We start from the raw sequence: 22,919 nt of genomic DNA, 5'->3' as shown, positions 1-22,919 counted from the left end.
TTATTTTGTAGTTCCTCGGTATTCAATTCTGTGTGGTAAAACTACATTGGGTTCTTCTATCTTTTCATCGTTCATATATTTTGTTAATAAGCGCATCCCTACTGCACCGATATCATATAATGGCTGAATAACACTAGAAAGTTGTGGTCTAACCATCTCAACTAAGCGTGTATTATTGAAACTAATAATTTGTAATTCCTCTGGAACTTTAATACCAGCATCCATTGCACTATGCATGATACCAATAGCTTCTTCGTCACTGATACATAATATAGCATCTGGAAGGTTACCTTTCATTTTAGCAAAAGCTTTTACGCCTTCTTTATAACTTTCAGCACCAGAACAATTCAATGTATCACCTAATTGAAGACTATTTTTATTTAACACTTCAGTTAAACCTGCTAATACATCTTCTTGAGCTTTTTTAGAATGTTCTCCACCTACTAAAGCAAATGATTTAGCGCCTTTTTCAATTAATTTTCCCGTAATTTCTTTCGCAGCTTCAGTAAAATCAATATTAACAGATGCTATATGTGCATCCTTACCATTTGTTCCTGATACTACTACAGGTACAGATGATTGATTTATCAATTCTTTCATTTCTTCAGTAATTGTACCACCAAGGAAAATAATACCATCAACTTGTTTACTTAATAAGTTATTAAAAATTTCTTTTTCTTTTTCAGGATCGTTATCTGAATTTGAAATAATTGAGTGATATTTATACATTGTTGCAATATCTTCAAGTCCACGAGCAAGTTGTGAATAATAGATATTAGATATATCTGGAATGATCACACCTACTGTTGTTGTCTTTTTACTAGCTAAACCTCTAGCAACAGCATTTGGACGATAATTCAAACGCTTAATGACTTCGTTAACTTTATTTTTAGTTTCTGCTTTAACATTTTGGTTCCCATTAACAACACGCGACACTGTGGCCATAGAGACACGCGCTTCTCTTGCTACATCATATATAGTAACTGTCATAATTTCCTCCTTGTAAACGTTTTATTCATTATAATAACATGTTTTCATTTCATTTTCATAGTTTACCATATTTTAATTTACAGTAACATATTTTTGTTTGGAAAAATTTAGCGAAAAGCCTGAAATAAAAACAAACGCTAAATGATAACGAACGATATATTTTAATTTTATATAAACTTTTTTCATTTTTAATTGTAATATTTTGAGAAAGCCTTTTCAAATATCAATTGCATTTGTTGAAAAATGTTCACATTTCAGTAACAAATATGTGAATCTATTATATTTTACAGATAATTCATAGTTATAATTTTAATTACTACTATCAGTCATAATCTTTAATAATTGTGAAATTGAACAAGTGTCGAAGTATTATAACAATCGTTAAGTGCAGTATACCTTTATTTCTATACAAAAAATAATAGCCACTCTAAAAGTAATATACTCTTAGAATGGCTACAAGTTTAAAATTGTCGATTCAAAGATAATATTCTACTTCAACATGACTTATTAGTTAAGTAGTCAATAGTTTCCTTGGAATATTATTTTAACTTTTTAGCGTTATATAAATCAGACAAAGGCTTTAATTCATCATAAAATGCTTGGAATTCATCTAAATCCATTTGTTGACCCGCATCACTAAGTGCAACAGATGGATCTGGATGCACCTCAGCCATAACGCCATCAGCACCTACTGCTAATGCTGCTTTCGCAGTTGGTAACATGATATCTTTACGACCTGTACTATGCGTAACATCTACCATGACTGGTAAGTGTGTACCTTGTTTTAAAATTGGTACTGCTGAAATATCTAAAGTGTTACGTGTCGCCTTTTCATAAGTTCGGATTCCACGTTCACATAAAATAATGTTTTGATTACCTTGTGAAGCAATGTATTCAGCTGCATAAACAAACTCTTCGATTGTAGCAGATAAACCACGTTTTAATAGAATAGGCTTTTTCGTACGGCCAGCTTCTTTTAATAACTCGAAGTTTTGCATATTACGTGCACCAATTTGGAATACGTCTAAATACTCATCAGCCACTTCAAAATCATTTGGATTTACGATTTCGCTGACAACATTTAAATCATATTTATCTTTAATTTGTTTAAGTATTTTAAGACCTTCGACACCTAAACCTTGGAAGTCATATGGTGATGTACGTGGCTTAAATGCACCGCCACGAATAAATTTTTCACCTTTAGCATGTAAGTTTTTAGCAACAGCTTCAACTTGTTCAAATGATTCAACTGAACATGGCCCAAATACAAATGATTTATTGCCGTCTCCAATAATGCCCCCATTATCAAATGTTACAATCGTATCTTCAGGTTTCAACTTACGTGATACATATAAATGTTTTTCATTTTCAGATTTTTGTAAATCTGTAGAGGCTTTGAAAATTTCTTTAAATAATTGCTTAATAGTATTATCGTTGAATGGTCCTTTGTTACTATCGATTAAGTCGTTAAGCATTTCTTTTTCGCGTTGTGGATCATAGATACGTGTACCTTGTTTTAATTTTTCTTCCCCAATTTTTTGTGCTAGTTCACCACGTTTAGATAATAAGTCTAAAATTTGATGATTCAGTGAGACAATCTCACTTCTGTATGATTCTAATTTATTACTCATCCTTACTCACCTCTACGAATTATTTCAAGTATATTCCACTTTAAAGCAATAAAATATAATGTTAAAAAATATTCTAACAATATCATATGTATAGTTCAACCCTAAATTGACAGAAAATAATTAATTTTCTAACTATATGATGCTTGACTGACATTTCGATTTTCTCAGTCATTGTTGGAAAGTTATATTCTATATTGATATTTATTAGCACATGTTAATCAATTAAATAAGTGTCATGATTATAGCTTATTTTGAGTCAACATTACAGCTTTTAAGAAAAATTTTGGTTTCTATCTTCTATTATAAATCTAAAATTCTCATACATTCAACCTAACGCTTAATAAAAATTAACAACCTTTGTATATTAATATAAATCTATAGTGAACATCACTCACCAACATATTCAGCCATATTTGAATTAGTGAACGTCATTGTACCTACTTAGATTCATTATTTATTTGATTATCAAATATTTTTCCATCATCAGCTTAAAATGTGCAATATCACTATTGTTATCTAAAGATGTTTCAAACAACATAAATACATGAAATGATCGCGTTGCCTTTCAAAATAAACTGATGATATCAAAAAAGGTAAGCACCTGAATGCCTACCTTTTATTTTGAAATTCAATTTTTAAAAATATAATACATAGATGACTGCTATGATTGATTATTAAACGATTTTAGTATGCTTAGTCATTAAATGTACGTTTCTCTATTTTACTTTTAGCTTTTTCAACTTTAGCATTTGATTTTTTTGATGCATTGGATGATTTAGCATTTGTTGCTTTTGAATTTTTTTGATTAGTCTTTGTCGTTGAGTTACTTGAACTACTTTGTTTCTTTGCACCTTGTGATGCTTTCTTATTATGTTGCTTTTTCTGACCTGAAGTTTTATTTGTCGATGCTTTTGATGCATTTCGTTTATTTGAAGGTGTTGTTTTTTTAGATTGTTTACCTGATTTCTTGTCAACAGCTGTATTATTAGGTGTTTTTTCATCAGCTTTACGTGTAATAACACCATTTTCAAATTTAGCTTCTTTTTGTTTAACAGTGTCTTTATTATCTGTATTAACTGTTTCTGATACATCATTCTTTTTAGTAACTAATAGAGGAATTTCTTTCAAGTCATTTTTAGCAACTGGTTTTTCTGCAAATAACGCTTCAGTTAATTGACTCTCTTTTGAGCCTGGTGTTAATTTAGCTTGCTTCTGTTTTGCAGCGTTTGCTAATCTTTCAGCTTGTGACTCTTCTTTCGATACGTTTAATGTCGATGCTTTTGATTCTTCATTTGATACATCTGCACTTTTATCTGTTTCTGCTTGCGCTTCTTTCTTCGCTTCTTGAATCGCTTGTGCTTCTTGTGATGTATCACTTAAATTATTTGCACTTGCTTCTTCTTTTATCGCTGCTTGTTGTGCCTTCAATGCCGATGCCTTTGACTCTTCATTTGATACAGCCGCACTTTTATCCGTTTCTGTTTGTGCTTCTCTTTTAGCTTCTTGAATCTCTTGTGCCTCTTGTGATGTATCGCTTAAATTATTTGCACTTGCTTCTTCTTTTATTGCTGCTTGTTGTGCCTTCAATGCCGCTTGTTCATTTTTAGATTTGTTTAAAAATCCTTCAACACGTTCTTTTGTAAAGGCAACCGTTTCTTCAAGTTGCGTTTTTCTTTCTTCAAACTTTTGCGACAGTTCTTGTTCTTTGACTTTTAAATCATCTGCTTTTTGATAAACTTTATTTTTAAAATATAAGCCTAAAGCTGAACCAACAAGCGCGCCAGTTATAAAACTAACAACAAAATCTTTACGGTTTGGTAATGGTTCATTTTGATAAGTGTGTTTATTTTTTAATGTTCTTTTATTATTTTGTTGTTGCGTCATTTGTATATCCTCCTATAACAAATGCACTTAAATAAGTAACAACCTCATTTAAGTGCATTTGTTTAATTATTAATTATTTATCTACTCGAGAAGTATAGCTATGATTTGCATCAGTTGCTACATTATTAGCTTTGTAATTTGCACTTCCACGACGGTAGTGTCTATTTTGCCATTTGTCTGCAATTTCCATTGCAACATTTGACCATTGAACAACTTGTGAGATTTTATCTTCATTTTGAGAAATATTATGTGTAATTGAATTTGTTACACGATCTACAGAGCTGTTTAACGTTTGTACTGAGTCACCGATACCTTTAACAGCATCTACTACTGAGTTTAAACGATCTACTTTACCTTGGATATCCTCAGTTAAACGGTTTACTTTATGAAGTAAATCTGTTGTTTCACGAGTAATACCTTGAACTTGACCTTCTACACCGTCAAGTGTTTTTGCAACATAATCTAAGTTTTTCTTAACAGAATTTAATACAGCTACGATACCGATACATAAAATTAAGAATGCAATCGCAGCGATAATTCCAGCAATTGGTAAAATCCAATCCATTAAAAACGCCTCCTAATTAACATGTAATAATGTCATTAATAATAAATACCCATACTACTCTATTATAAACATATTAAAACGCATTTTTCATGCCTAATTTATCTAAATATGCATTTTGTAATTTTTGAATATCACCTGCACCCATAAATAAAATAACAGCATTATCAAATTGTTCTAATACATTAATAGAATCTTCATTAATTAACGATGCACCTTCAATTTTATCAATTAAATCTTGTATCGTTAATGCGCCAGTATTTTCTCTAATTGATCCAAAAATTTCACATAAGAATACACGATCTGCTTTACTTAAACTTTCTGCAAATTCATTTAAAAATGCTTGTGTTCTAGAGAAAGTGTGTGGTTGAAATACTGCAACAACTTCTTTATGTGGATATTTCTTTCGTGCTGTTTCAATTGTAGCACTAATCTCTCTTGGATGGTGTGCATAATCATCTACAATAACTTGATTTGCAATTGTAGTTTCATTGAAACGACGTTTAACACCACCAAACGTTTCTAATGCTTCTTTAATATTTGTAACATCTAGCTTCTCTAAATAACTAATCGCAATTACAGCTAATGCATTTAAAACTGTATGGTCACCATATTGTGGAGATAGGAAGTGATCATAAAACTCACCATCCACATACACATCAAAAGCAGTACCTTTATCCGTAATTTGAATATTTTGAGCATAAATGTCATCCGACTCTTTAAATCCATAGTAATAAATTGGAACATCTGCTTCAATTTTACGTAGATGTTCATCATCACCCCAAGCAATAATACCTTTTTTAACATTATGTGCCATTTCTTGGAATGCATCAAAAACATCATTAATATCTTTAAAATAATCAGGATGATCGAAATCAATATTTGTCATAATTGCGTAATCAGGTTTATAACTTAAAAAGTGACGTCTATATTCACATGCCTCAAAAGCGAAATAATCACTTTCAGGCAATCCCATACCTGTGCCATCACCAATTAAAAATGAAGTCTTTTTATCACCATTCATAACATGTGATAATAAACCTGTTGTAGAAGTTTTACCATGTGCACCAGTTACAGCTACTGAAGTATATTGATCAATAATCTGTCCTAAAAAATCATTATAACTTACAACATCTAATTTCAATTGATGTGCACGTACTATTTCTTCATGGCTACTCGCGAATGCATTACCTTGTATAACTACCATATCTTCTTTTATGTTATTAGCATCAAATGGTAATATTTTTATCCCCTTATTTCTAAGAGCAACTTCTGTAAATACGTAGTTCTCAATATCCGATCCTTGAACTTCATGTCCTAAATCATGCATGATTTGTGCTAATGAACTCATGCCAGAACCTTTAATTCCGACAAAATGATAGTGTGTCATTATATAAAACTCCTTACTCATAATTATTCTTTATTTAAATCTGCTTCCGTAACATAAACATCCCTTGGTTTTGAACCATTAGCACTCGAAACATAACCGAGTTGCTCTAATTGATCGATAATTCTTGCTGCTCTATTATAGCCAATTTGGAAATGTCTTTGGATTAATGATGTTGAAATATGTCCTTCATTAACCATAAATGCACAAACATCATCAAATAATTCATCTTGTGATTGTGTTTGTGTTTTTTTCAACAATTCTTTTTCTTCAAATAGGTAGTCCGGTTCTCTTTGTTGTTTGATAAAATCAACAACATCATCAATTTCGTCATCAGAAACAAATGTACCTTGAACTCTAATCGGTTTATTCATACCGCTACCAAGATATAACATATCGCCATATCCTAACAAGCGTTCTGCTCCACCACTGTCTAATATCGTTCTTGAATCTACACTTGATGATACCATAAATGCAATTCTTGTTGGTATGTTGGCTTTAATTAAACCTGTAATTACATTGACAGATGGTCTTTGCGTAGCTACCAACATATGAATACCACATGCTCTCGCTTTTTGAGCAATTCTAGCAATAGACTGCTCAACTTCTTGCGGAGCCATCATCATTAAATCAGCCAACTCATCAATTACTATGACAATTTTTGGCATTCTTTCATCATATGGTGCTTTTTTGTTAAATGCTGTTATATTACGTACATGGTAATGTGCAAATAACTTATAACGTCTTTCCATTTCTTCTACGGCCCATTTTAAACTCTGTGTAGCTGCTTTGACATCTGTAATTACCGGTGCAACTAAATGTGGCAAACCATTATAAGGAGCTAATTCAACCATTTTTGGATCAATAAGTAATAATCTTAATTCCTCAGGATGATTTTTATATAGTAAAGACATCAAAATACTATTGATACAAACTGATTTCCCTGATCCAGTTGCACCTGCAATTAGTGCGTGTGGCGTTTTAGCAATATCCATAAGTAATGGTTCATTATTAATTCTATACCCCATCGCAACTGTTAATTTAGATTCAGCATTTTTAAAACTTGGAGATTCAATAATAGAACGTAAGTTGACCGTCGTTGGATTTTGGTTCGGAACTTCAATACCAACACGACTAGTTCCTGGAATTGGCGCTTCTATACGAATATCTTTCGCTGCCAATGCCATTTTAATGTCATCTTGTAATGCCGTAATTCTTGAAACTTTAACACCTTTTTCAACTGATAATTCAAATCTTGTAACACTTGGACCTTCAGTTACATCTTGTACTTCTGCAGGTACATTAAAGTAAAATAATGCGTCATTAAGTTCTTTCTTTTTATCTGTAATCCAGTCCTCGTCCGGCTCAATAACTTGTGGTTCTTCTAGTAATGAAACACTTGGCAATTTAATATTTGGGCCTTTACGAATCATCGGCTTAGAAGTTTGTACAGCTTGATTTGTTGCAACATCTGGTTGATTCGTCCGAGGTCTATTTTCATTAGCTGTATCTTCATTTTGATTTGAAAATGAAAGCTGTAAATCTTTTTGTTGATCATCATTATCTTGTTGTCCACTAGTATTGTTTTGATGTGTTGTTTCTTCGCTTTCTTCAGTTATGTCGCTTACTTCTGAAACTGAAGACGAAGTTGATTGATCAACTTGCTCATTTTCCAATTGATTATCATCTTGGCTTTCTTCAAATATTTCCGTTTGAGTTGAATCAGCAGAAGGTTTCTGCTCTGAATATTGTTGTGCATTTTGATAATCATTTTCTGTTGCTGCACGACCAATAAGTTGATTGTTCTCAACATTGTTTGATGTCATATTATTTGTTTTATATGCATTCGTGTTTGACTCTTGTGAATCAGTACTTGATGATGGTGTGTTTTGAGTCGCAGTCTTGCTTTCACTCGCAGCTTGTTTACTTTGTACAGGCTTTAATTCAGGCACATTGACTTTTGAATGCTTTTTACGATCCATCATACGCTTTTTATCAGATGGCGTCATGACAACATTAAATGGTCTTTTACTTAAAGTTGAAACCTTTTCAGTCTGTTTCTTTGGATTTACGTTTTCAATAGTTTTCTCTTCGACATTTTGTTTACTTTCAGCTGCTTCGTTTTGCACATTTTCTGTAATTTCTGCGTTTTGCTTTTCTATTTCATTCATGCTTGAATCTTCCACAACATGACCATCATTCACATCATTCGTTTTCAATGAGTTGACACTTAAGTTTGTTTGGTCATCTTTTTTATGACGTGGCGCTAATTCAATTTCATTATCAACCGTTTTATCGATATTATTAACTTGAGATTCAGTTACTGCGTGCTCTTGCGTTTTAGGAGCGTCTACATGCATTTCAGACGCGTCTCTATTGGTATTATCTTCGCTATTTGAAGTAGTATCCTCATCTACTTCTGTATCATTTAATTCATAAAATTCTGCATCATCGATTTGACTTCCTGAATATTCTTCTTCATTCGTTGCTCCATCTTCTTCTGAATCAGCAATTAATCTGGATTGATTTTTTAGTTCATCTTGATTATTTACTTCAACGTTATGTTGCAGTGCTGATTGACGTTGAGACGTTACATCCGAAACCGTAACTTCATCATCTGACAATTGTTTTGTTGTCGATACTTGATTCAAACTAACTTCCTCATAATTGTATGGACTTTCATCTACATGAGTGTCATCAGTGTCTTCATTTTGTATTGACGCTTTTTTATTTTCATCATTTGATACAGCTTCATCCTCTATTTCATTTGTATGAAGCTGACTAGCCTCTGTACTATTATCTGTTAAGTCACTATCATCATTTAATGAACTATCACCAACATAGCGTTCCGCTTGTTTAGCATACATTTCATCAATTGCACGTTGTATTGCATCTTGCTCTTCGTTTTTATGTTCTTCACGCTTTTGTTGCAACGCTTTTTTAAATCGACGCTTTTGAAGCACTTTACGTTCTCGTTCACGTCTAATTTCTTCAACAATTTGTGAAGCATAAATGTTTTCAATTTTGATAGTATTATCAACTTTTGAATAATTAGGTGTTGATTTTGTTGTTGATGATACATTTTCATCAGATGATTTAGATGCAGTTCCTTGCTTGACAACACTATCTTTTTGTTTCTCTTGTTCTAAATGTTTATTTTGAGACGTTTGCGTCTTAGCTACATATTTATCATATTTTTGTTTATCTGACTCAACTTTTTCTGAAGATTTACTTACAGGGATACGACCATTTTCTAACTTTTTAGGTTTCATTGTGCCAAAAATAGCTGACGGTACCTCTGAAGTCTTGAAACTTTCTTTGTGATAATCTGTAGTTGAATCTTTAGCACGATGATTTGTATTATTAGAATATATATTGTGTGTTTTTGACTTGTGCGTTTCCTTCTCAATACCATTAATTGCAGAAACATATGTACCTGGCTTATTCGTATGGTAATGTGAATGATCTTTATATTTTATACTTTGCTGTGATATTTTAGAATTCCCACGTTGTTCACTATAATTTTGTTCTTCAGTTGTTTGATTTCTTCTACGGCGATGTCGTTTTTGTGAACGAGAATCGTGGCTTTGTTTGCGATAGTCTCGATGGTATTGTTCTTTTTCATCTGAAATAGTATCTGCAGATTGTTCAACATTTTCATTTTCATAAGCTACGCTCATAGGAAAACGGAATTTTCCCCTCGGACGACTATAAATATCATTATTTTGAGGCAGTAATGAGTCATGATCGTTATCTATATTTTGTGATTCTTGACGTCTTTTTTTCTTTCTATGAATCAAGTCATCATTTGAATCATTATCTTCGCCGAATAATTTATCAAACCAGCTCATATTTTCACTACCTTCCTTAATTATTCAAAAAATGCTTGTCCAATTTCATAGCTGTCATTTAATACCATAATACCTTTTTCTTCAGGTGCATTAGGTAAATTCAATTCTTTCATTGAACAAATCATACCGCTTGAGGCAACACCACGTAATTCAGCATCTTTAATTACCATACCGCTAGGCATCACTGCACCTACTTTAGCAACAACAACTTTCTGTCCAGCTTCAACGTTAGGCGCGCCACATACAATTTGTAATGTGTCATTTCCAACATTTACATTTAGTACACTTAATTTATCTGCATCAGGATGTTTGTCTTTAGTTTCAACGTAGCCAACTACAAATTTCGGTGATAGATCAGCATTTAATTTATAATCAAAACCAGCTTCTGAAATACGCTTTTGGAATACATTTACAAGTTCATCAGTTAATTTAATATGACCTGTTTCTTCAATTGTTATATCTTTTGAAATTTCAAAAATATTATAACCTACAACATTACCTTCATTAGTAATTTCAAAAATATTATAACCTACAACATTACCTTCATTAGTAATTTCAACAACGTTACCTTTTTTATTGTAGTTTAATTCACCTTCAACTGGTTCAATTTGTAAAAATGCGACATCTCCTACATATTTAGGATTGTAAAATAAATTCATTATGACAAAACTCCTTATCCAATTATTTCTATTTATCTTTATTAAATTTACGACGATTTGCTTCTAAACGCTGAATCACGTTTGGATCTCTTTTTTGTTTATTATTTTTACCTAAAATAAATATCGGTTCAAGATGACCCTGTTTATATCCAAAGGATAATGATGTAATTGGAACTAGACCTTTAGTGAAAAATTCCATTGTTAAATGTGCCATCACATCATATCCTGTTTTATTGCGTATATCTGCAATAATTAACACATCTTGGTGTGGCACTGCTACGAGCATTTCACCTTGACATTGTGCCTCAATTTCATTTAAAAATGCAGTATTTAGAATCCTACTTGCATCATACCCGTCATTTGAGTTAATAAAGTAAAAAATATTACCTTTTACTTCATCAGTCGTATATGAATTTGATAATTTTCTAACATTAAACAGAGACATTTCTCTTATTTGTTGTTCAGTTAACTTCAAATCCTCTAACATGCTTTCATCAATTAGACGATATGATTTTCCTAAATCGACTGCATAATAAACTGCTGTTTCTGCAGTATGCTCATCATAGATAAAAGGAACACCTTGTTTAGTTTTTTTATCAAAGCTAGTCGCTCTAATGACAGGCATAATTTGACTAGATGATATACTCTCAAGGGTTTTATCTGCCATTTGTGCAATAGCTTCATCAACGTAATAAACAATTTCATCTACAATTTTTTCTTTTTTATCTTCATATTTTGCGACTATAGCGTTAAGTTTAATCGTGATACCTTTGTTATTATCTGTTCGATAAATACGCAAAGTTTCTTCTTCACGATTAAATTTAAAATCAACGTCTAAATGGCTTAAACGTTCCTTTAATTTATCTCTCATTTGAAAGGTATTCATATGTAACACTCCTAATTTCGCACCTTATAATAGTTTACAATAAATCAACACATAGTAACAGAGAAAAACGAGTATTACCCCGTTTTTCTCTAGTCTAAATTACACGTATTGAGCTAAAAATGCATCTATCTGTTCAATTGATTTTCGTTCTTTTCCAATATAACTTCCAAGCAGTTCTCCATTTTTATATACTAGAAAACTTGGAATCCCCATAATACCATTTTCAATACAAATATCCATAAATTTATCACGGTCTACTGATACGAAGTCAAACATAGGATATCTCGCTTCTAATTCCGGTAAATCTGGTTCTATCACTCTACAATCTGGACACCAGCCTGCAGTGAATTCAAATACTGTAGCACCTTGTTTTAAAGATTCAAATTGTTGTTCTGATTCAAGTTGTTTCATTTTTATGTCTCCTTAATTAATGATTATATATAACTATTTAGAAATAATAGTTGTTATTACCCGATTATTTATATTGTAATGTTTCTATTTGATTGTTATCTAAATTACAAATGGCTTCTGAAAGTATAGATCTAGCAGCAAAATAGTCTCTTATATCAAATACTGAGTCTGTACTATGAATATATCGTGCACATACACCAATAACTGCAGTTGGAATACCAATATTAGCTTTATGAATTTCTCCACCATCTGTTCCACCAGGTGACATATAGTATTGATGTTCAATGTCATGTGCTTCTACTAACTTTAATAAATAGTCTCTAAATGCAGGCTTTAAAATCATTGTACCGTCTTTTATGCGAATTAACGTACCTTTACCAAGTTCACCGGATAATGGTTGATTACCTTTAACGTCATTGGCAGGTGAACAATCGACAACAAATGCAACGTCTGGGTCTATCATCTCTGCAGATGCTTTCGCACCTCGTAATCCAACCTCTTCTTGAACATTTGCGCCAACATACAAGTCTACATCTAATTCTATATCTTTTAATAATTCTAGTATTTCAATTGCCAAGACACAACCATAACGATTATCCCATGCTTTAGCACTATATCGATGTTCAGATAACTGTGTGAATGGCGTGTGAGGTACAATTGTATCTCCTATATCTATTCCGCGCTCACGCACTTCATCTTCATTTTGAGCACCTATATCTAATGTTAAATCTTTAATTTCCGGTGCACCTTCACTACCAGTACGAAAATGTTTAGGTATATTAGAAACAACACCGATAATTTTATCGCCATTTCTATTTTTAATTACTAAGCGTTGTCCTTGCCAAATATCATTTGCAACACCACCTAAATTTGTGAATTGAATCATTCCATTTTTAGTGATGTTTGTAATCATGAATCCAATTTCATCCATATGTGCTGCAATCATTACACGTTTTGCATTTGGATTTTTAGATTTTTTAACACCAAAAAAACCACCCATACGATTTTCAATAAATTCATCTACGTACGGCGCCATTTGCTGAGTCATATAATTTTTTACTTCTTCTTCAAAACCTGGTGCCCCATGAAGCTCAGTTAAAGTTTGAATTCGTTGTAATGTTACTTTTTTATTTATGTTCATAAAAGTTCTCACTCCTTATAAGTTATTATATCATCTTCAATATGGTAAACTAATGATATGAATTTGAAATCAAGGGAGCATAAATGATGACTAAACTGAAATATATAATTCCAACAATAATTGCAGTAGCCATTGTAATTATTTCTACCATTTCAATCATCCAATTTATTAATCGTAAACGCTATAATCCCGTTAAAGTACTTAATGAAGTAAAATCATATTTTATGAATGTCAAAGGCTCATATATCGTTTATGAACCATTCGTTCATCCTGAAACTGATAAATACCGTTTAGTTTATCAAGGTGGAATTACAACTATTAAAAATGGTCAAAATATTCATTATGATTTTTATGCAGATGCATATACTGGTGAAGTCATTAACATTGTAGAGCGTTAATACGAATTTTATCCATATTTGATTTGGATCGTAAAACTTAAAAATGAGCCACACCCTAATTAGTAAGATAGGATGTGGCTCAATTTTTTATTCTTGAAAATTTGTTTAGTAATACATCTTTTTTTAGTTATTATCAACTAATGTTTCACGTAAAATATATGCATCTATACTTTCGCCATCATCGCTGTATTTTACAGCAAAGTAGTTTTCATCATGATAAAACAAGAACCAATATTGTTGCTGGATAAAATATGGTATCATGCGTTCCTTTTCACGAATTGATTGCATAGGATAATCATCATATGCTGTTACCCATAGAGGATTTTTATGTGCAGTAGTCGGGAATATATCACCCATATGAACTGCTTTATCTCCTTGACTTTCAATCGTAATGATTGTGTGGCCAAAGCTATGACCTCCACTATGTTGCATCTTGATACCCGGAACCGGTTCAAAATGTTTTTCGAATAAAATCAACTTGTTACTATAATCGCATTTATTCTTATCCCAGTAAGTTGATTTACTTCTTATATTAGGTGCAATAAACTCATGCCACTCATCTTGTTGCACAACATGAATCGCATTTTCAAAAATTGCATGTCCCGCTTGATCAGTCAAACCGGCAGCATGATCAAAATGCATATGTGTCATTAGTACATAATCAATATCCTTTGGCGTTAAATTATAATTTGCCAAATCAGCAGTTATATGACTTTCTTCATCTACACCAAAATTACGTAATTGCTTTTCAGATAATTTACCATTACCAATACCCGCATCTATAATCAAATTATATTGAGCCGTTTGAATCAAAATTGGATGTGTCGGTAAATTGATTTGATTTCGTTCATTTGCATTGTATTGCTTTGACCACAACGGCTTCGGAACAACACCAAACATTGCACCGCCATCCATTTTTGTATTGCCACCATTTAGATAATGAATAGATATATCCCCGATTTTCATAACATCACCTATTCTTTCTATATTCGTTATTACAATTAGCATGTGTTTATTACATCATATCACTATTCATAAATGCGAACAAAAATGAAACGCCCCACACTAATACACTTCCAACTACTTATAAAAATTAATGCAATCATATTATATGTAAATGCATCATAACCATCGGACTGTAATTTTAAATTAATAATTAAAATTTCCAAGTAAAATGCAAGCTTTATTCTTTCAAATCAAAGGTATTTAGTATAACATTGTTCATAGGCGCATTGTCTCCTTTAGTTTGGGTTTGGTCACTTTAAATTATAGAGGCAATAGCGCTTTTTTGTATTAAAAAACAAAAAGTTCCACCTTTCCACCATAAAAGGTGAAGAACCTTTTTATATTCAAAATCAAAAAAGCGGACATATGAAAAGTGAAAAAATTCCATCTGTCGGGTTTATTACAGAACCAATATGCTTTATCTAAAGAACCATTATAGTACGAAAAAACACTTATGATTGTATGTGTACATACCCTCATAAGTGCTCTATTTTTGTGAATGGAATTTCGCTTCCATACGATAAATACGTGACCCTTTATCCGAAAATTTCTTTTCATATTCTGTTAAAATATTACTGCCATCGTCTTCTTGATGTAAATTTAGATTTATTTTTGTAAAATACATTCCAAATTGAGACATACTTTCTAAACTGTAGGCAAATAGTCCTCTGTTATCAGTTTTAAAGTGTAAATCTCCTTCATCATTTAAGATTTGTTGATACAACGCTAAAAACGTATGATACGTTAAACGTCGTTTTGCATGACGATTTTTTGGCCATGGATCTGAAAAGTTCAAATAAATACGCGAAACTTCGCCGTTTTTAAAATATTCATTTAATTCAATGGCATCATTACAAATAATCTTTAAATTTGTTAAACCCATCTCTTTAACTTTATCCAATACTTTATAAACGATACTTTTCTCACGTTCCATTGAAATATAGTTAATATGAGGATTTTGAGCAGCTAATGTTGTAATAAACTGCCCCATACCCGAACCAATTTCAATGTGTATCGGTTGCGTTTTATCAAACCATTCAGTCATTTCCCCTGCATGTTGACCGTCCATGTCAACCAATTCAGGATGATCTTTTAAATAATCTTCAGCCCATGGTTTGTATCGAACTCTCATATTTTATTCTCCTCTTAAATAAACATGTTACTATTCATAACTTCATTTAGGAATTTAAGCCAAGTGTTCATATCCTTATATCTTTTTTGCTCTTCATACCATTGAACAAGACCTATAGATTGAATTACCGTATACCATTTCATACGTTTATTTAAATTCAAGCTCTCTTGAACTCCATATGTTTCAAGCCATTCAGACCATTGTTGTTGTGGAACATAGTTGTAAAGCAGCATTCCGATATCAATTGCCGGGTCTGCAATCATTGCACCTTCCCAATCGACTAAAAATAGTTCATCTCGATCGGATAATAACCAATTATTATGATTCACATCACCATGTACAACAGTGAAAAAACGCGAATCTAAACTCGGTATATGCTCTTCTAAATAGGTTAATGATTTTCTCACAATATGATGTGTTAAAACTTCTCTTGATAAAGAGGCATTAATTTTATTAAGCATAATCTCAGGAGTAATAGGTTCCATTTCCATACGCTTTAACATACTCAATAAAGGTCTAGAATTGTGTATCTTCTTTAATAAATGTGCAACTCTTGTTTGCTTCATTTCATTTGAAGATAGTTCACGGCCATTTTTCCAATGTTGCGCTGTAACAACCTCGCCTGTTTCTATGCGTTTCGTCCATACTAATTTGGGCACAATACCTTCTGCTGATAATGCCGCAATAAATGGATTTGAATTTCGTTTTAAAAACAACTTTTGTCCATCTTGTTCAGCCATATATGCTTCACCAGATGCACCACCTGCAGAATCAAGTGTCCACCCTAATTGATAAAACTGCTCCAACTCGTCCACCTCACTTTCAATTAGAAAATGGCTCTAGAAATAGGTTTTTCAAGAGCCATATATTCTAATTTATAACACCATACTGGTACAAATTTTATGTCCAGATAATTATTTTAAATCCTCAACCAATGCCTACATTACACGACTAAATTTAAATCGTAATGTCTGTCATTGACACCATACATTCTATAGTCACTTACTTGACATAAAATGTTACCGTGTCTAAAACTACATGTTTTTGTAACTTTTGTAGGCGATAAACTCTAGTTTTCAAAATAATTGCTATCCCATTTTCATGGTTAACATAAATTTATGAACTGTAACATTTACGTACTTAGTAAAATATGATGCACATCATATTTGTAACTCATAGAAAATTTTATAATTTTTATCATTATATTTCAACTGAAAATGAGAAACAAAATGGCACTTTTTACTAATATGTGTTTTCTAAACAACACTTTTAAGCTTCGTTTTAAATTATAACATAATTCACTTACGAAAGTTGATAAATTTAAGTAATTTAATCTAAAAATATGATGATAGAATTTTAAATACTGTGTGACTCTATATACTTTTCAAATCCTTCTTGTAATTGACGTGTAATTGGGCCAACTTTACCATCATTAACTGGTTCACCATCTAATTTAATAACAGGTGTAACCTCAGCTGAAGTACTTGAAACAATAACTTCATCTGCGTTTCTCAAGAAATCTACAGTAAACGTTTCTTCTTTAAATGGGATGTTATAGTCTTCGGCAATTTTTTTAATTACAATTCGGGTAATACCATTAAGAATATAGTTGTTAATCGGATGTGTATAAATCACACCGTCTTTAATTGCATAAGCATTACTTGAAGATCCTTCAGTGACAGTTTCGCCTCGATGTTGGATTGCTTCAACTGCATTATATTTCACAGCATATTCTTTTGCTAATACATTTCCTAATAGGTTCAAGCTTTTAATGTCGCAACGTAACCATCGGATATCTTCAACGGTAACACCATTCACACCATTTTCTAAATGATCATAAGGACGATCATAACTCTTAGTATAAGCAACAATTGCTGGTTCTACTTCAGGTGTCGGGAAGCTATGATTTCTTTCAGCTACACCTCGCGTTGCTTGAATATAAATTGCCCCAGTTTCAATTTGATTCATATCAACTAATTTACGAGATAGTTCAATTAATTCTTCTACAGAATAATTTAAATCTAAACCAATCTCATTGGCACTACGTAAAAATCTTTCATAATGTTCTGTTACTGTAAATAACTTACCATTGTATACTCGAATGTATTCATAAATACCATCGCCAAATACGTATCCTCTGTCGTTGTATGAAACCTTTGCTTCACTTGGACTTACAAACTCACCATTTAAAAAAATTTTTTCCATATATTATTCCTCCACGCATAATGAATAAATTGCTTCTAAGTAAATACTAGTTGCGTTAAATAACTGTTTTTTAGTGATATATTCATTTTTCTGATGCATTAAATCTTCAGAATCACTAAACATTGCGCCAAATGCTACACCCTTGTCTAAGTTTCTCGCATAAGTACCGCCACCTATAGTATAAGGTTCAGTCATATCATTTGTTTGATTTCTATATGCAGTAACTAACTTTTGTACAAAAGGATCATTTTTATCAACATAATGTGGTGGTTGGACTTTACCTAATTTCACTTCAAAGCCATATTGTTGAATCTCATTTGCAAAACGATCCATAGCTTTTTCAAATTCAAATCCTTCTGGGTAGCGCAAGTTGATACCGAAAAGACCCGCATTTTCATTATCATATGTAATAACACCAATGTTAGTTGTCACATCACCCATGACATCTGTATGGAATTTCATTCCCATCTTTTCACCAAAATCTGAATTAAATAAGTAGTGATTACTAAATGCTACAAACGCTTTTGCATTATTATCAAGATTTAATGATGCTAAGAATTTTAGTAAGTAAAGACCCGCATTCACACCGATAGATGGGTCCATACCATGAACCGCTTTACCTTCAACTGTTAAAACTAGAATGCCACTATCAACAGTACTATCACCTTGTAAATGATTTTGTTCTAAAAAATACTCAAAGTCTTGAATAACATCTGTCATATTTTCTTTAACAAGCACTCTTGCTTCTGCATGATCAGGTACCATGTTGTAACGTTCACCAGATTTAAAAGTTATTAATTCATAATCAGGTTCATCTTGATCTTCAGCAAGCTTATTTTGAACTAAGTCAAATGTTGTAATGCCTTTTTCACCATGAATACACGGAAATTCTGCATCTGGTGCAAAACCTAATGTTGGCATTTCTTCTGTTTTAAAATAGCGATCCGTACATTTCCAATCAGATTCTTCATCCGTACCAATAATCATATGAATACGTTTCTTCCAATCCACATTCATATCTTCTAATATCTTAATTGCATAATAAGCAGCAATTGTTGGACCTTTGTCATCAAGTGTACCTCTAGCTATGATAGCATCTTCTGTTACAACCGGCTCAAACGGATTACTATCCCATCCATCACCAGCAGGAACAACGTCAACATGACATAAGATACCTAATACGTCATTTCCTTTACCTGCCTCAATTCTTCCTGCAATATGATCCACATCATGTGTTGTAAATCCATCTCTATGTGCAATTTCATACATGTAGTCTAATGCCTTACGAGGACCTGGACCAACTGGTGCGTCTTCTGATGCTTTTGCATCATCTCTCACACTTTCAATTGCTAATAATCCTTTTAAGTCATTAATGATTTGATCTTCGTATTGTTGAACTTTTTCTTTCCACATTCGAAATCGACTTCCTTTTTTCTATAAGTTAAATCCTATTTTACATGAAATGATATAAAAACTACAATAAGATGTCAGAAAATAATAAAAAGGAACAAAACAACGCTATCGATTTAACATAAAATTAATGATAACTGCTTTGTTCCTTTTCTGTATTAATTTAATTTAATATGCCAGTTCAATACCAACTTATTAATTGTATGCCTTATTCTTTATCAGACAATGCATTTTTATTCTTTTTTAAATCTTCTTCAGTGACGATACGTAAATTATTATTTGGTGCTGCGCCACCTTCATCATCAAATTTACCTTTTTCAATACTTTCGTCAGTCTTATTGTCATATTCGGTAAATTTTGATTTTTCTTCTTCGAAAAATGCTTTTGGATTATTTTTTAATCTATTAGCATATTCTTTCGGATTTGTTTTTACTTCTTTAATTGTTTCATTTGCAATTGTTCCTAATTGCGTCGCTTTATCCTTAGCATTATCTTTATAGCTTTGAGGATCTTGTTTGTATTTATTATATTCTGCTTTCAGCTTGTCACGACTATCTTTACGTGTAACAAGTACAGCTGCTACAGCGCCACCTATACCTAAAATCGCTTTAAATAAATTACCTTTTGCCATATCAATCGTCTCCCTTTTATTTATAATTTAATTTGTCAAAATCATTTTCAGTTAATAAACGATATTCTCCTGAATCTAAATTGCTATCCAATTCTAAATCAGCAATTTTGATACGTCTTAAATGTAATACCTCATTTTGAATGCTATGAAACATTCGTTTAACTTGATGATATTTTCCTTCATAAATTGTTACGTGTGACGTTTGATTATCAATATAAGTTAATATTGCAGGCTTAACCTTGCCATCAGACAGTGTTATACCCTCTTTAAAAGCTTGAATGTCTTCTTCAGTGATAGGATTTGCTGAAATAACTTCATATTTTTTAGAAACATGTTTGTTTGGACTCATTAATTCATGATTAAAATCACCATCATTCGTTATCAATAAAAGCCCTTCTGTATCTTTATCAAGACGACCAACCGGAAAAATATTTAAATGTTGGTATTCAGGTATTAAATCAATAACGGTTTTTGAATGATGATCTTCAGTTGCCGATATATAACCTTTTGGCTTATTTAACATAATATAGACATTTTCAACGTATTCTATTAATTCTCCACGAACTGATATCTTATCGTTTTCTGGTTCTATATGTGTTTTTGGTGATTTAATTACTTGTTCGTTGACATTTACAAGGCCTTTTTTAAGTAACTGTTTGACCTCATTACGTGTTCCGACGCCCATATTTGCTAAAAATTTATCTATTCTCATCGTAAAAACCTAACTCTACGTCTTAATTTTTCAGGAATTTCACCTAAGAATTCGTCCGCAAGACGCGTTTTAATTGTGATTGTACCGTAAATTAGAATACCAACTGTTACACCTAAAATGATAATAATTAAATATCCAAGTTTTGTTGGCTCTAAGAATAGGTTCGCAATGAAGAATACTGCTTCTACACCTAACATCATAATAAATGAGTATAAGAATATTTTTGCGAAATGAATCCAGCTATAGCTAAATTTAAATTTCGCGTATTTTTTAAGAATATAGAAGTTACAACCAATTGCGAATAATAATGCGATACTTGTGCTTAAAACAGCCCCCGGCGTATGGAATAGCATAATTAATGGGTAGTTTAATGCTAATTTAATTGCAACAGAAGCTAAAATAACATAAACCGTTAACTTCTGCTTATCGATACCTTGTAACATTGACGCCGTTACACTTAATAGTGAAATTAATATTGCTACAGGCGCATAATAGAATAGCAAACGACTACCATCATGGTTAGGGTCATGACCTAAAACAATTGGATCGTAACCATAGAATACTGTGAATAACGGTTGTGCCAAGGCCATAATTCCAATACTAGCTGGAACAGTTATAAACATTAATACACCAATAGATGTTCTAATTTGATGATGCATTTCATGTAAGCGACCTTCTGCAAATGTTTTTGTAATATAAGGAATTAAACTTACTGCAAAGCCAGCACTTAATGATGTCGGAATCATTACAATTTTATTAGTTGACATATTTAGCATATTAAAGAATATATCTTGTAACTGTGAAGGTATACCAACTAAAGATAAAGCACCGTTATGTGTAAATTGATCTACTAAGTTAAATAATGGATAATTCAAACTTACAATAACGAACGGAATACTATAAGCAATAATTTCTTTATACATCTTGCCATATGACACATCTATATCTGTGTAATCAGATTCGACCATACGATCAATATTATGCTTACGCTTTCTCCAATAATACCAGAGTGTGAATATACCAATAATCGCACCAACTGCTGCTGCAAAAGTAGCAATACCATTGGCTAATAAGATAGAACCATCAAAGACATTTAGTACTAAATAACTTCCGATTAATATGAAAATCACGCGTGCAATTTGCTCAGTTACTTCCGATACCGCAGTAGGTCCCATAGATTTATAACCTTGGAATATACCTCTCCATGTTGCTAATACAGGAATGAAGATGACTACCATACTAATGATTCTAATAATCCATGTAATGTCATCAACTGACCAACCATTTTTATCGTGAACATTTCTAGCTAAAGTTAATTCAGAAATATATGGTGCTAGGAAATAAAGTACTAAGAAACCTAAAACACCGGTAATACTCATGACAATAAAACTAGATTTATAAAATTTCTGACTGACTTTATATGCACCAATCGCATTATACTTCGCTACATATTTAGAAGCAGCTAATGGTACACCTGCTGTCGCAACTGCAATTGCAATATTATATGGTGCATAAGCGTATGTGAACGGCGCCATATTTTCTTGTCCACCAATTAAATAGTTGAATGGAATGATAAAAAGTACGCCTAACACCTTTGTAATCAAAATACTAATTGTAATTAAAAAGGTCCCACGCACCATTTCTTTACTTTCACTCATTACGTATCTCCCTATCTCATGTTTATTAATGTTTTGTAAATAAAAAGCTATTTCTCTGTAAAATCATTTTCATTATTATGAATATATCACAAAACTTTATTTCATTGTCGTATATTCAATGAAATATCATAACAAAAATAATAACGTGTTGTCACTGAATACTCAAAGTTGCTTTGAAATTCATAAATTTTCATATTGTCATTATACTACTAACGCCAATAAATGGCGGACAACTCTTAAAATAATAATAGCGTTCGAATAAATGCTTATCCTTTTATGAAACACACATTATAAATATATTCAGCGCGAGTGTCATTTCATAACACAAGAGATATAGCAAAGTTTAAAAAAGTACTATAAAATAGC

At 31.9% G+C, this 22,919-nt stretch carries 21 protein-coding genes; 1 reads left to right on the top strand and 20 read right to left on the bottom strand.

Features of this window, described 5'->3' with window-relative positions; genetic code table 11:
* The 12 genes from ccpA to NST10_RS01425 all read right to left on the bottom strand — a co-directional run bounded on the left by ccpA (nucleotide 1) and on the right by NST10_RS01425 (nucleotide 13,402).
* On the bottom strand, nucleotides 1-990 hold the full coding sequence (gene ccpA, locus NST10_RS01480; RefSeq protein ID WP_000219068.1) for a catabolite control protein A: 990 nt from the start codon (nucleotides 988-990) through the stop codon (nucleotides 1-3).
* 72 nt (nucleotides 991-1,062) lie between these two features.
* Entirely contained in the window at nucleotides 1,063-1,176 is a 114-nt protein-coding gene (locus tag NST10_RS01475; RefSeq protein WP_001791226.1) for a hypothetical protein, read from the bottom strand.
* A gap of 353 nt (nucleotides 1,177-1,529) precedes the next feature.
* Nucleotides 1,530-2,621 carry a bifunctional 3-deoxy-7-phosphoheptulonate synthase/chorismate mutase gene (locus NST10_RS01470; RefSeq protein WP_000066379.1) on the bottom strand — a complete coding sequence of 364 codons (1,092 nt, stop codon included), beginning with the start codon at nucleotides 2,619-2,621 and terminating at the stop codon, nucleotides 1,530-1,532.
* Nucleotides 2,622-3,075: 454 nt separating this feature from the next.
* Entirely contained in the window at nucleotides 3,076-3,159 is an 84-nt protein-coding gene (locus NST10_RS01465; RefSeq protein ID WP_016186897.1) for a hypothetical protein, read from the bottom strand.
* Between the two features lie 155 nt (nucleotides 3,160-3,314).
* The gene (locus NST10_RS01460; RefSeq protein ID WP_000193955.1) at nucleotides 3,315-4,505 is read right to left on the bottom strand and encodes a hypothetical protein; all 1,191 of its coding nucleotides are present in this window, start codon (nucleotides 4,503-4,505) and stop codon (nucleotides 3,315-3,317) included.
* A gap of 73 nt (nucleotides 4,506-4,578) precedes the next feature.
* Nucleotides 4,579-5,070, bottom strand: a complete 492-nt coding sequence (locus tag NST10_RS01455; protein ID WP_000383814.1) for a DUF948 domain-containing protein — start codon at nucleotides 5,068-5,070, stop codon at nucleotides 4,579-4,581.
* A gap of 73 nt (nucleotides 5,071-5,143) precedes the next feature.
* Nucleotides 5,144-6,457, bottom strand: coding sequence for a UDP-N-acetylmuramate--L-alanine ligase (gene murC, locus NST10_RS01450; protein ID WP_000150173.1), 1,314 nt, complete (start codon nucleotides 6,455-6,457; stop codon nucleotides 5,144-5,146).
* A gap of 23 nt (nucleotides 6,458-6,480) precedes the next feature.
* Nucleotides 6,481-10,305 carry a DNA translocase FtsK gene (locus NST10_RS01445; RefSeq protein WP_303661257.1) on the bottom strand — a complete coding sequence of 1,275 codons (3,825 nt, stop codon included), beginning with the start codon at nucleotides 10,303-10,305 and terminating at the stop codon, nucleotides 6,481-6,483.
* Between the two features lie 20 nt (nucleotides 10,306-10,325).
* On the bottom strand, nucleotides 10,326-10,964 hold the full coding sequence (gene ytpR / locus NST10_RS01440) for a YtpR family tRNA-binding protein (RefSeq protein ID WP_001048374.1): 639 nt from the start codon (nucleotides 10,962-10,964) through the stop codon (nucleotides 10,326-10,328).
* 28 nt (nucleotides 10,965-10,992) lie between these two features.
* Nucleotides 10,993-11,850, bottom strand: coding sequence for a DUF1444 domain-containing protein (locus NST10_RS01435; protein ID WP_001091387.1), 858 nt, complete (start codon nucleotides 11,848-11,850; stop codon nucleotides 10,993-10,995).
* A gap of 99 nt (nucleotides 11,851-11,949) precedes the next feature.
* On the bottom strand, nucleotides 11,950-12,261 hold the full coding sequence (locus NST10_RS01430) for a thioredoxin family protein (RefSeq protein WP_000811163.1): 312 nt from the start codon (nucleotides 12,259-12,261) through the stop codon (nucleotides 11,950-11,952).
* Between the two features lie 64 nt (nucleotides 12,262-12,325).
* Nucleotides 12,326-13,402 carry a M42 family metallopeptidase gene (locus tag NST10_RS01425; RefSeq protein WP_339210735.1) on the bottom strand — a complete coding sequence of 359 codons (1,077 nt, stop codon included), beginning with the start codon at nucleotides 13,400-13,402 and terminating at the stop codon, nucleotides 12,326-12,328.
* A gap of 86 nt (nucleotides 13,403-13,488) precedes the next feature.
* Between NST10_RS01425 and NST10_RS01420 the strand changes: the two genes are divergently transcribed.
* Entirely contained in the window at nucleotides 13,489-13,800 is a 312-nt protein-coding gene (locus tag NST10_RS01420; RefSeq protein WP_000163826.1) for a PepSY domain-containing protein, read from the top strand.
* 123 nt (nucleotides 13,801-13,923) lie between these two features.
* On the opposite strand, the gene NST10_RS01415 is transcribed toward NST10_RS01420, so the two are convergent.
* The 8 genes from NST10_RS01415 to NST10_RS01380 form a co-directional block, all read right to left on the bottom strand.
* A complete protein-coding gene (locus tag NST10_RS01415; RefSeq protein WP_339212022.1) occupies nucleotides 13,924-14,766 on the bottom strand; it encodes an MBL fold metallo-hydrolase in 843 nt (280 codons plus the stop codon).
* A 526-nt stretch (nucleotides 14,767-15,292) separates the two neighbouring features.
* Entirely contained in the window at nucleotides 15,293-15,937 is a 645-nt protein-coding gene (gene trmB / locus NST10_RS01410; protein ID WP_001266152.1) for a tRNA (guanosine(46)-N7)-methyltransferase TrmB, read from the bottom strand.
* Nucleotides 15,938-15,951: 14 nt separating this feature from the next.
* Nucleotides 15,952-16,743, bottom strand: coding sequence for a phosphotransferase family protein (locus NST10_RS01405; RefSeq protein ID WP_000434765.1), 792 nt, complete (start codon nucleotides 16,741-16,743; stop codon nucleotides 15,952-15,954).
* 550 nt (nucleotides 16,744-17,293) lie between these two features.
* Nucleotides 17,294-18,142, bottom strand: coding sequence for a D-amino-acid transaminase (gene dat, locus NST10_RS01400; protein ID WP_000411087.1), 849 nt, complete (start codon nucleotides 18,140-18,142; stop codon nucleotides 17,294-17,296).
* 3 nt (nucleotides 18,143-18,145) lie between these two features.
* Nucleotides 18,146-19,555, bottom strand: coding sequence for an Mn(2+)-dependent dipeptidase Sapep (sapep, locus tag NST10_RS01395; RefSeq protein ID WP_339210726.1), 1,410 nt, complete (start codon nucleotides 19,553-19,555; stop codon nucleotides 18,146-18,148).
* 205 nt (nucleotides 19,556-19,760) lie between these two features.
* Nucleotides 19,761-20,183, bottom strand: a complete 423-nt coding sequence (locus NST10_RS01390; RefSeq protein WP_001051856.1) for a YtxH domain-containing protein — start codon at nucleotides 20,181-20,183, stop codon at nucleotides 19,761-19,763.
* 16 nt (nucleotides 20,184-20,199) lie between these two features.
* Nucleotides 20,200-20,895, bottom strand: coding sequence for a pseudouridine synthase (locus NST10_RS01385; RefSeq protein ID WP_001217118.1), 696 nt, complete (start codon nucleotides 20,893-20,895; stop codon nucleotides 20,200-20,202).
* A complete protein-coding gene (locus NST10_RS01380) occupies nucleotides 20,892-22,553 on the bottom strand; it encodes a polysaccharide biosynthesis protein (protein WP_000004340.1) in 1,662 nt (553 codons plus the stop codon). Before NST10_RS01380 ends, NST10_RS01385 begins: the two co-directional genes overlap by 4 nt.
* Between the last annotated feature and the right edge of the window lie 366 nt (nucleotides 22,554-22,919).

The sequence above is a fragment of the Staphylococcus sp. FSL W8-0305 genome (assembly GCF_037966415.1).
Lineage (GTDB): Bacteria > Bacillota > Bacilli > Staphylococcales > Staphylococcaceae > Staphylococcus > Staphylococcus aureus.
The sequence above is the reverse complement of the archived record's forward strand: the minus strand, read 5'-3'. Positions and strand labels throughout refer to the sequence as shown.

Coding starts and splice junctions, on each gene's coding strand:
- ccpA (WP_000219068.1), bottom strand. CDS start 990: ATGACAGTTACTATATATGATGTAGCAAGAGAAGCGCGTGTCTCTATG.
- NST10_RS01475 (WP_001791226.1), bottom strand. CDS start 1,176: ATGAAAAAAGTTTATATAAAATTAAAATATATCGTTCGTTATCATTTA.
- NST10_RS01470 (WP_000066379.1), bottom strand. CDS start 2,621: ATGAGTAATAAATTAGAATCATACAGAAGTGAGATTGTCTCACTGAAT.
- NST10_RS01465 (WP_016186897.1), bottom strand. CDS start 3,159: ATGTTGTTTGAAACATCTTTAGATAACAATAGTGATATTGCACATTTT.
- NST10_RS01460 (WP_000193955.1), bottom strand. CDS start 4,505: ATGACGCAACAACAAAATAATAAAAGAACATTAAAAAATAAACACACT.
- NST10_RS01455 (WP_000383814.1), bottom strand. CDS start 5,070: ATGGATTGGATTTTACCAATTGCTGGAATTATCGCTGCGATTGCATTC.
- murC (WP_000150173.1), bottom strand. CDS start 6,457: ATGACACACTATCATTTTGTCGGAATTAAAGGTTCTGGCATGAGTTCA.
- NST10_RS01445 (WP_303661257.1), bottom strand. CDS start 10,305: ATGAGCTGGTTTGATAAATTATTCGGCGAAGATAATGATTCAAATGAT.
- ytpR (WP_001048374.1), bottom strand. CDS start 10,964: ATGAATTTATTTTACAATCCTAAATATGTAGGAGATGTCGCATTTTTA.
- NST10_RS01435 (WP_001091387.1), bottom strand. CDS start 11,850: ATGAATACCTTTCAAATGAGAGATAAATTAAAGGAACGTTTAAGCCAT.
- NST10_RS01430 (WP_000811163.1), bottom strand. CDS start 12,261: ATGAAACAACTTGAATCAGAACAACAATTTGAATCTTTAAAACAAGGT.
- NST10_RS01425 (WP_339210735.1), bottom strand. CDS start 13,402: ATGAACATAAATAAAAAAGTAACATTACAACGAATTCAAACTTTAACT.
- NST10_RS01420 (WP_000163826.1), top strand. CDS start 13,489: ATGACTAAACTGAAATATATAATTCCAACAATAATTGCAGTAGCCATT.
- NST10_RS01415 (WP_339212022.1), bottom strand. CDS start 14,766: ATGAAAATCGGGGATATATCTATTCATTATCTAAATGGTGGCAATACA.
- trmB (WP_001266152.1), bottom strand. CDS start 15,937: ATGAGAGTTCGATACAAACCATGGGCTGAAGATTATTTAAAAGATCAT.
- dat (WP_000411087.1), bottom strand. CDS start 18,142: ATGGAAAAAATTTTTTTAAATGGTGAGTTTGTAAGTCCAAGTGAAGCA.
- sapep (WP_339210726.1), bottom strand. CDS start 19,555: ATGTGGAAAGAAAAAGTTCAACAATACGAAGATCAAATCATTAATGAC.
- NST10_RS01390 (WP_001051856.1), bottom strand. CDS start 20,183: ATGGCAAAAGGTAATTTATTTAAAGCGATTTTAGGTATAGGTGGCGCT.
- NST10_RS01385 (WP_001217118.1), bottom strand. CDS start 20,895: ATGAGAATAGATAAATTTTTAGCAAATATGGGCGTCGGAACACGTAAT.
- NST10_RS01380 (WP_000004340.1), bottom strand. CDS start 22,553: ATGAGTGAAAGTAAAGAAATGGTGCGTGGGACCTTTTTAATTACAATT.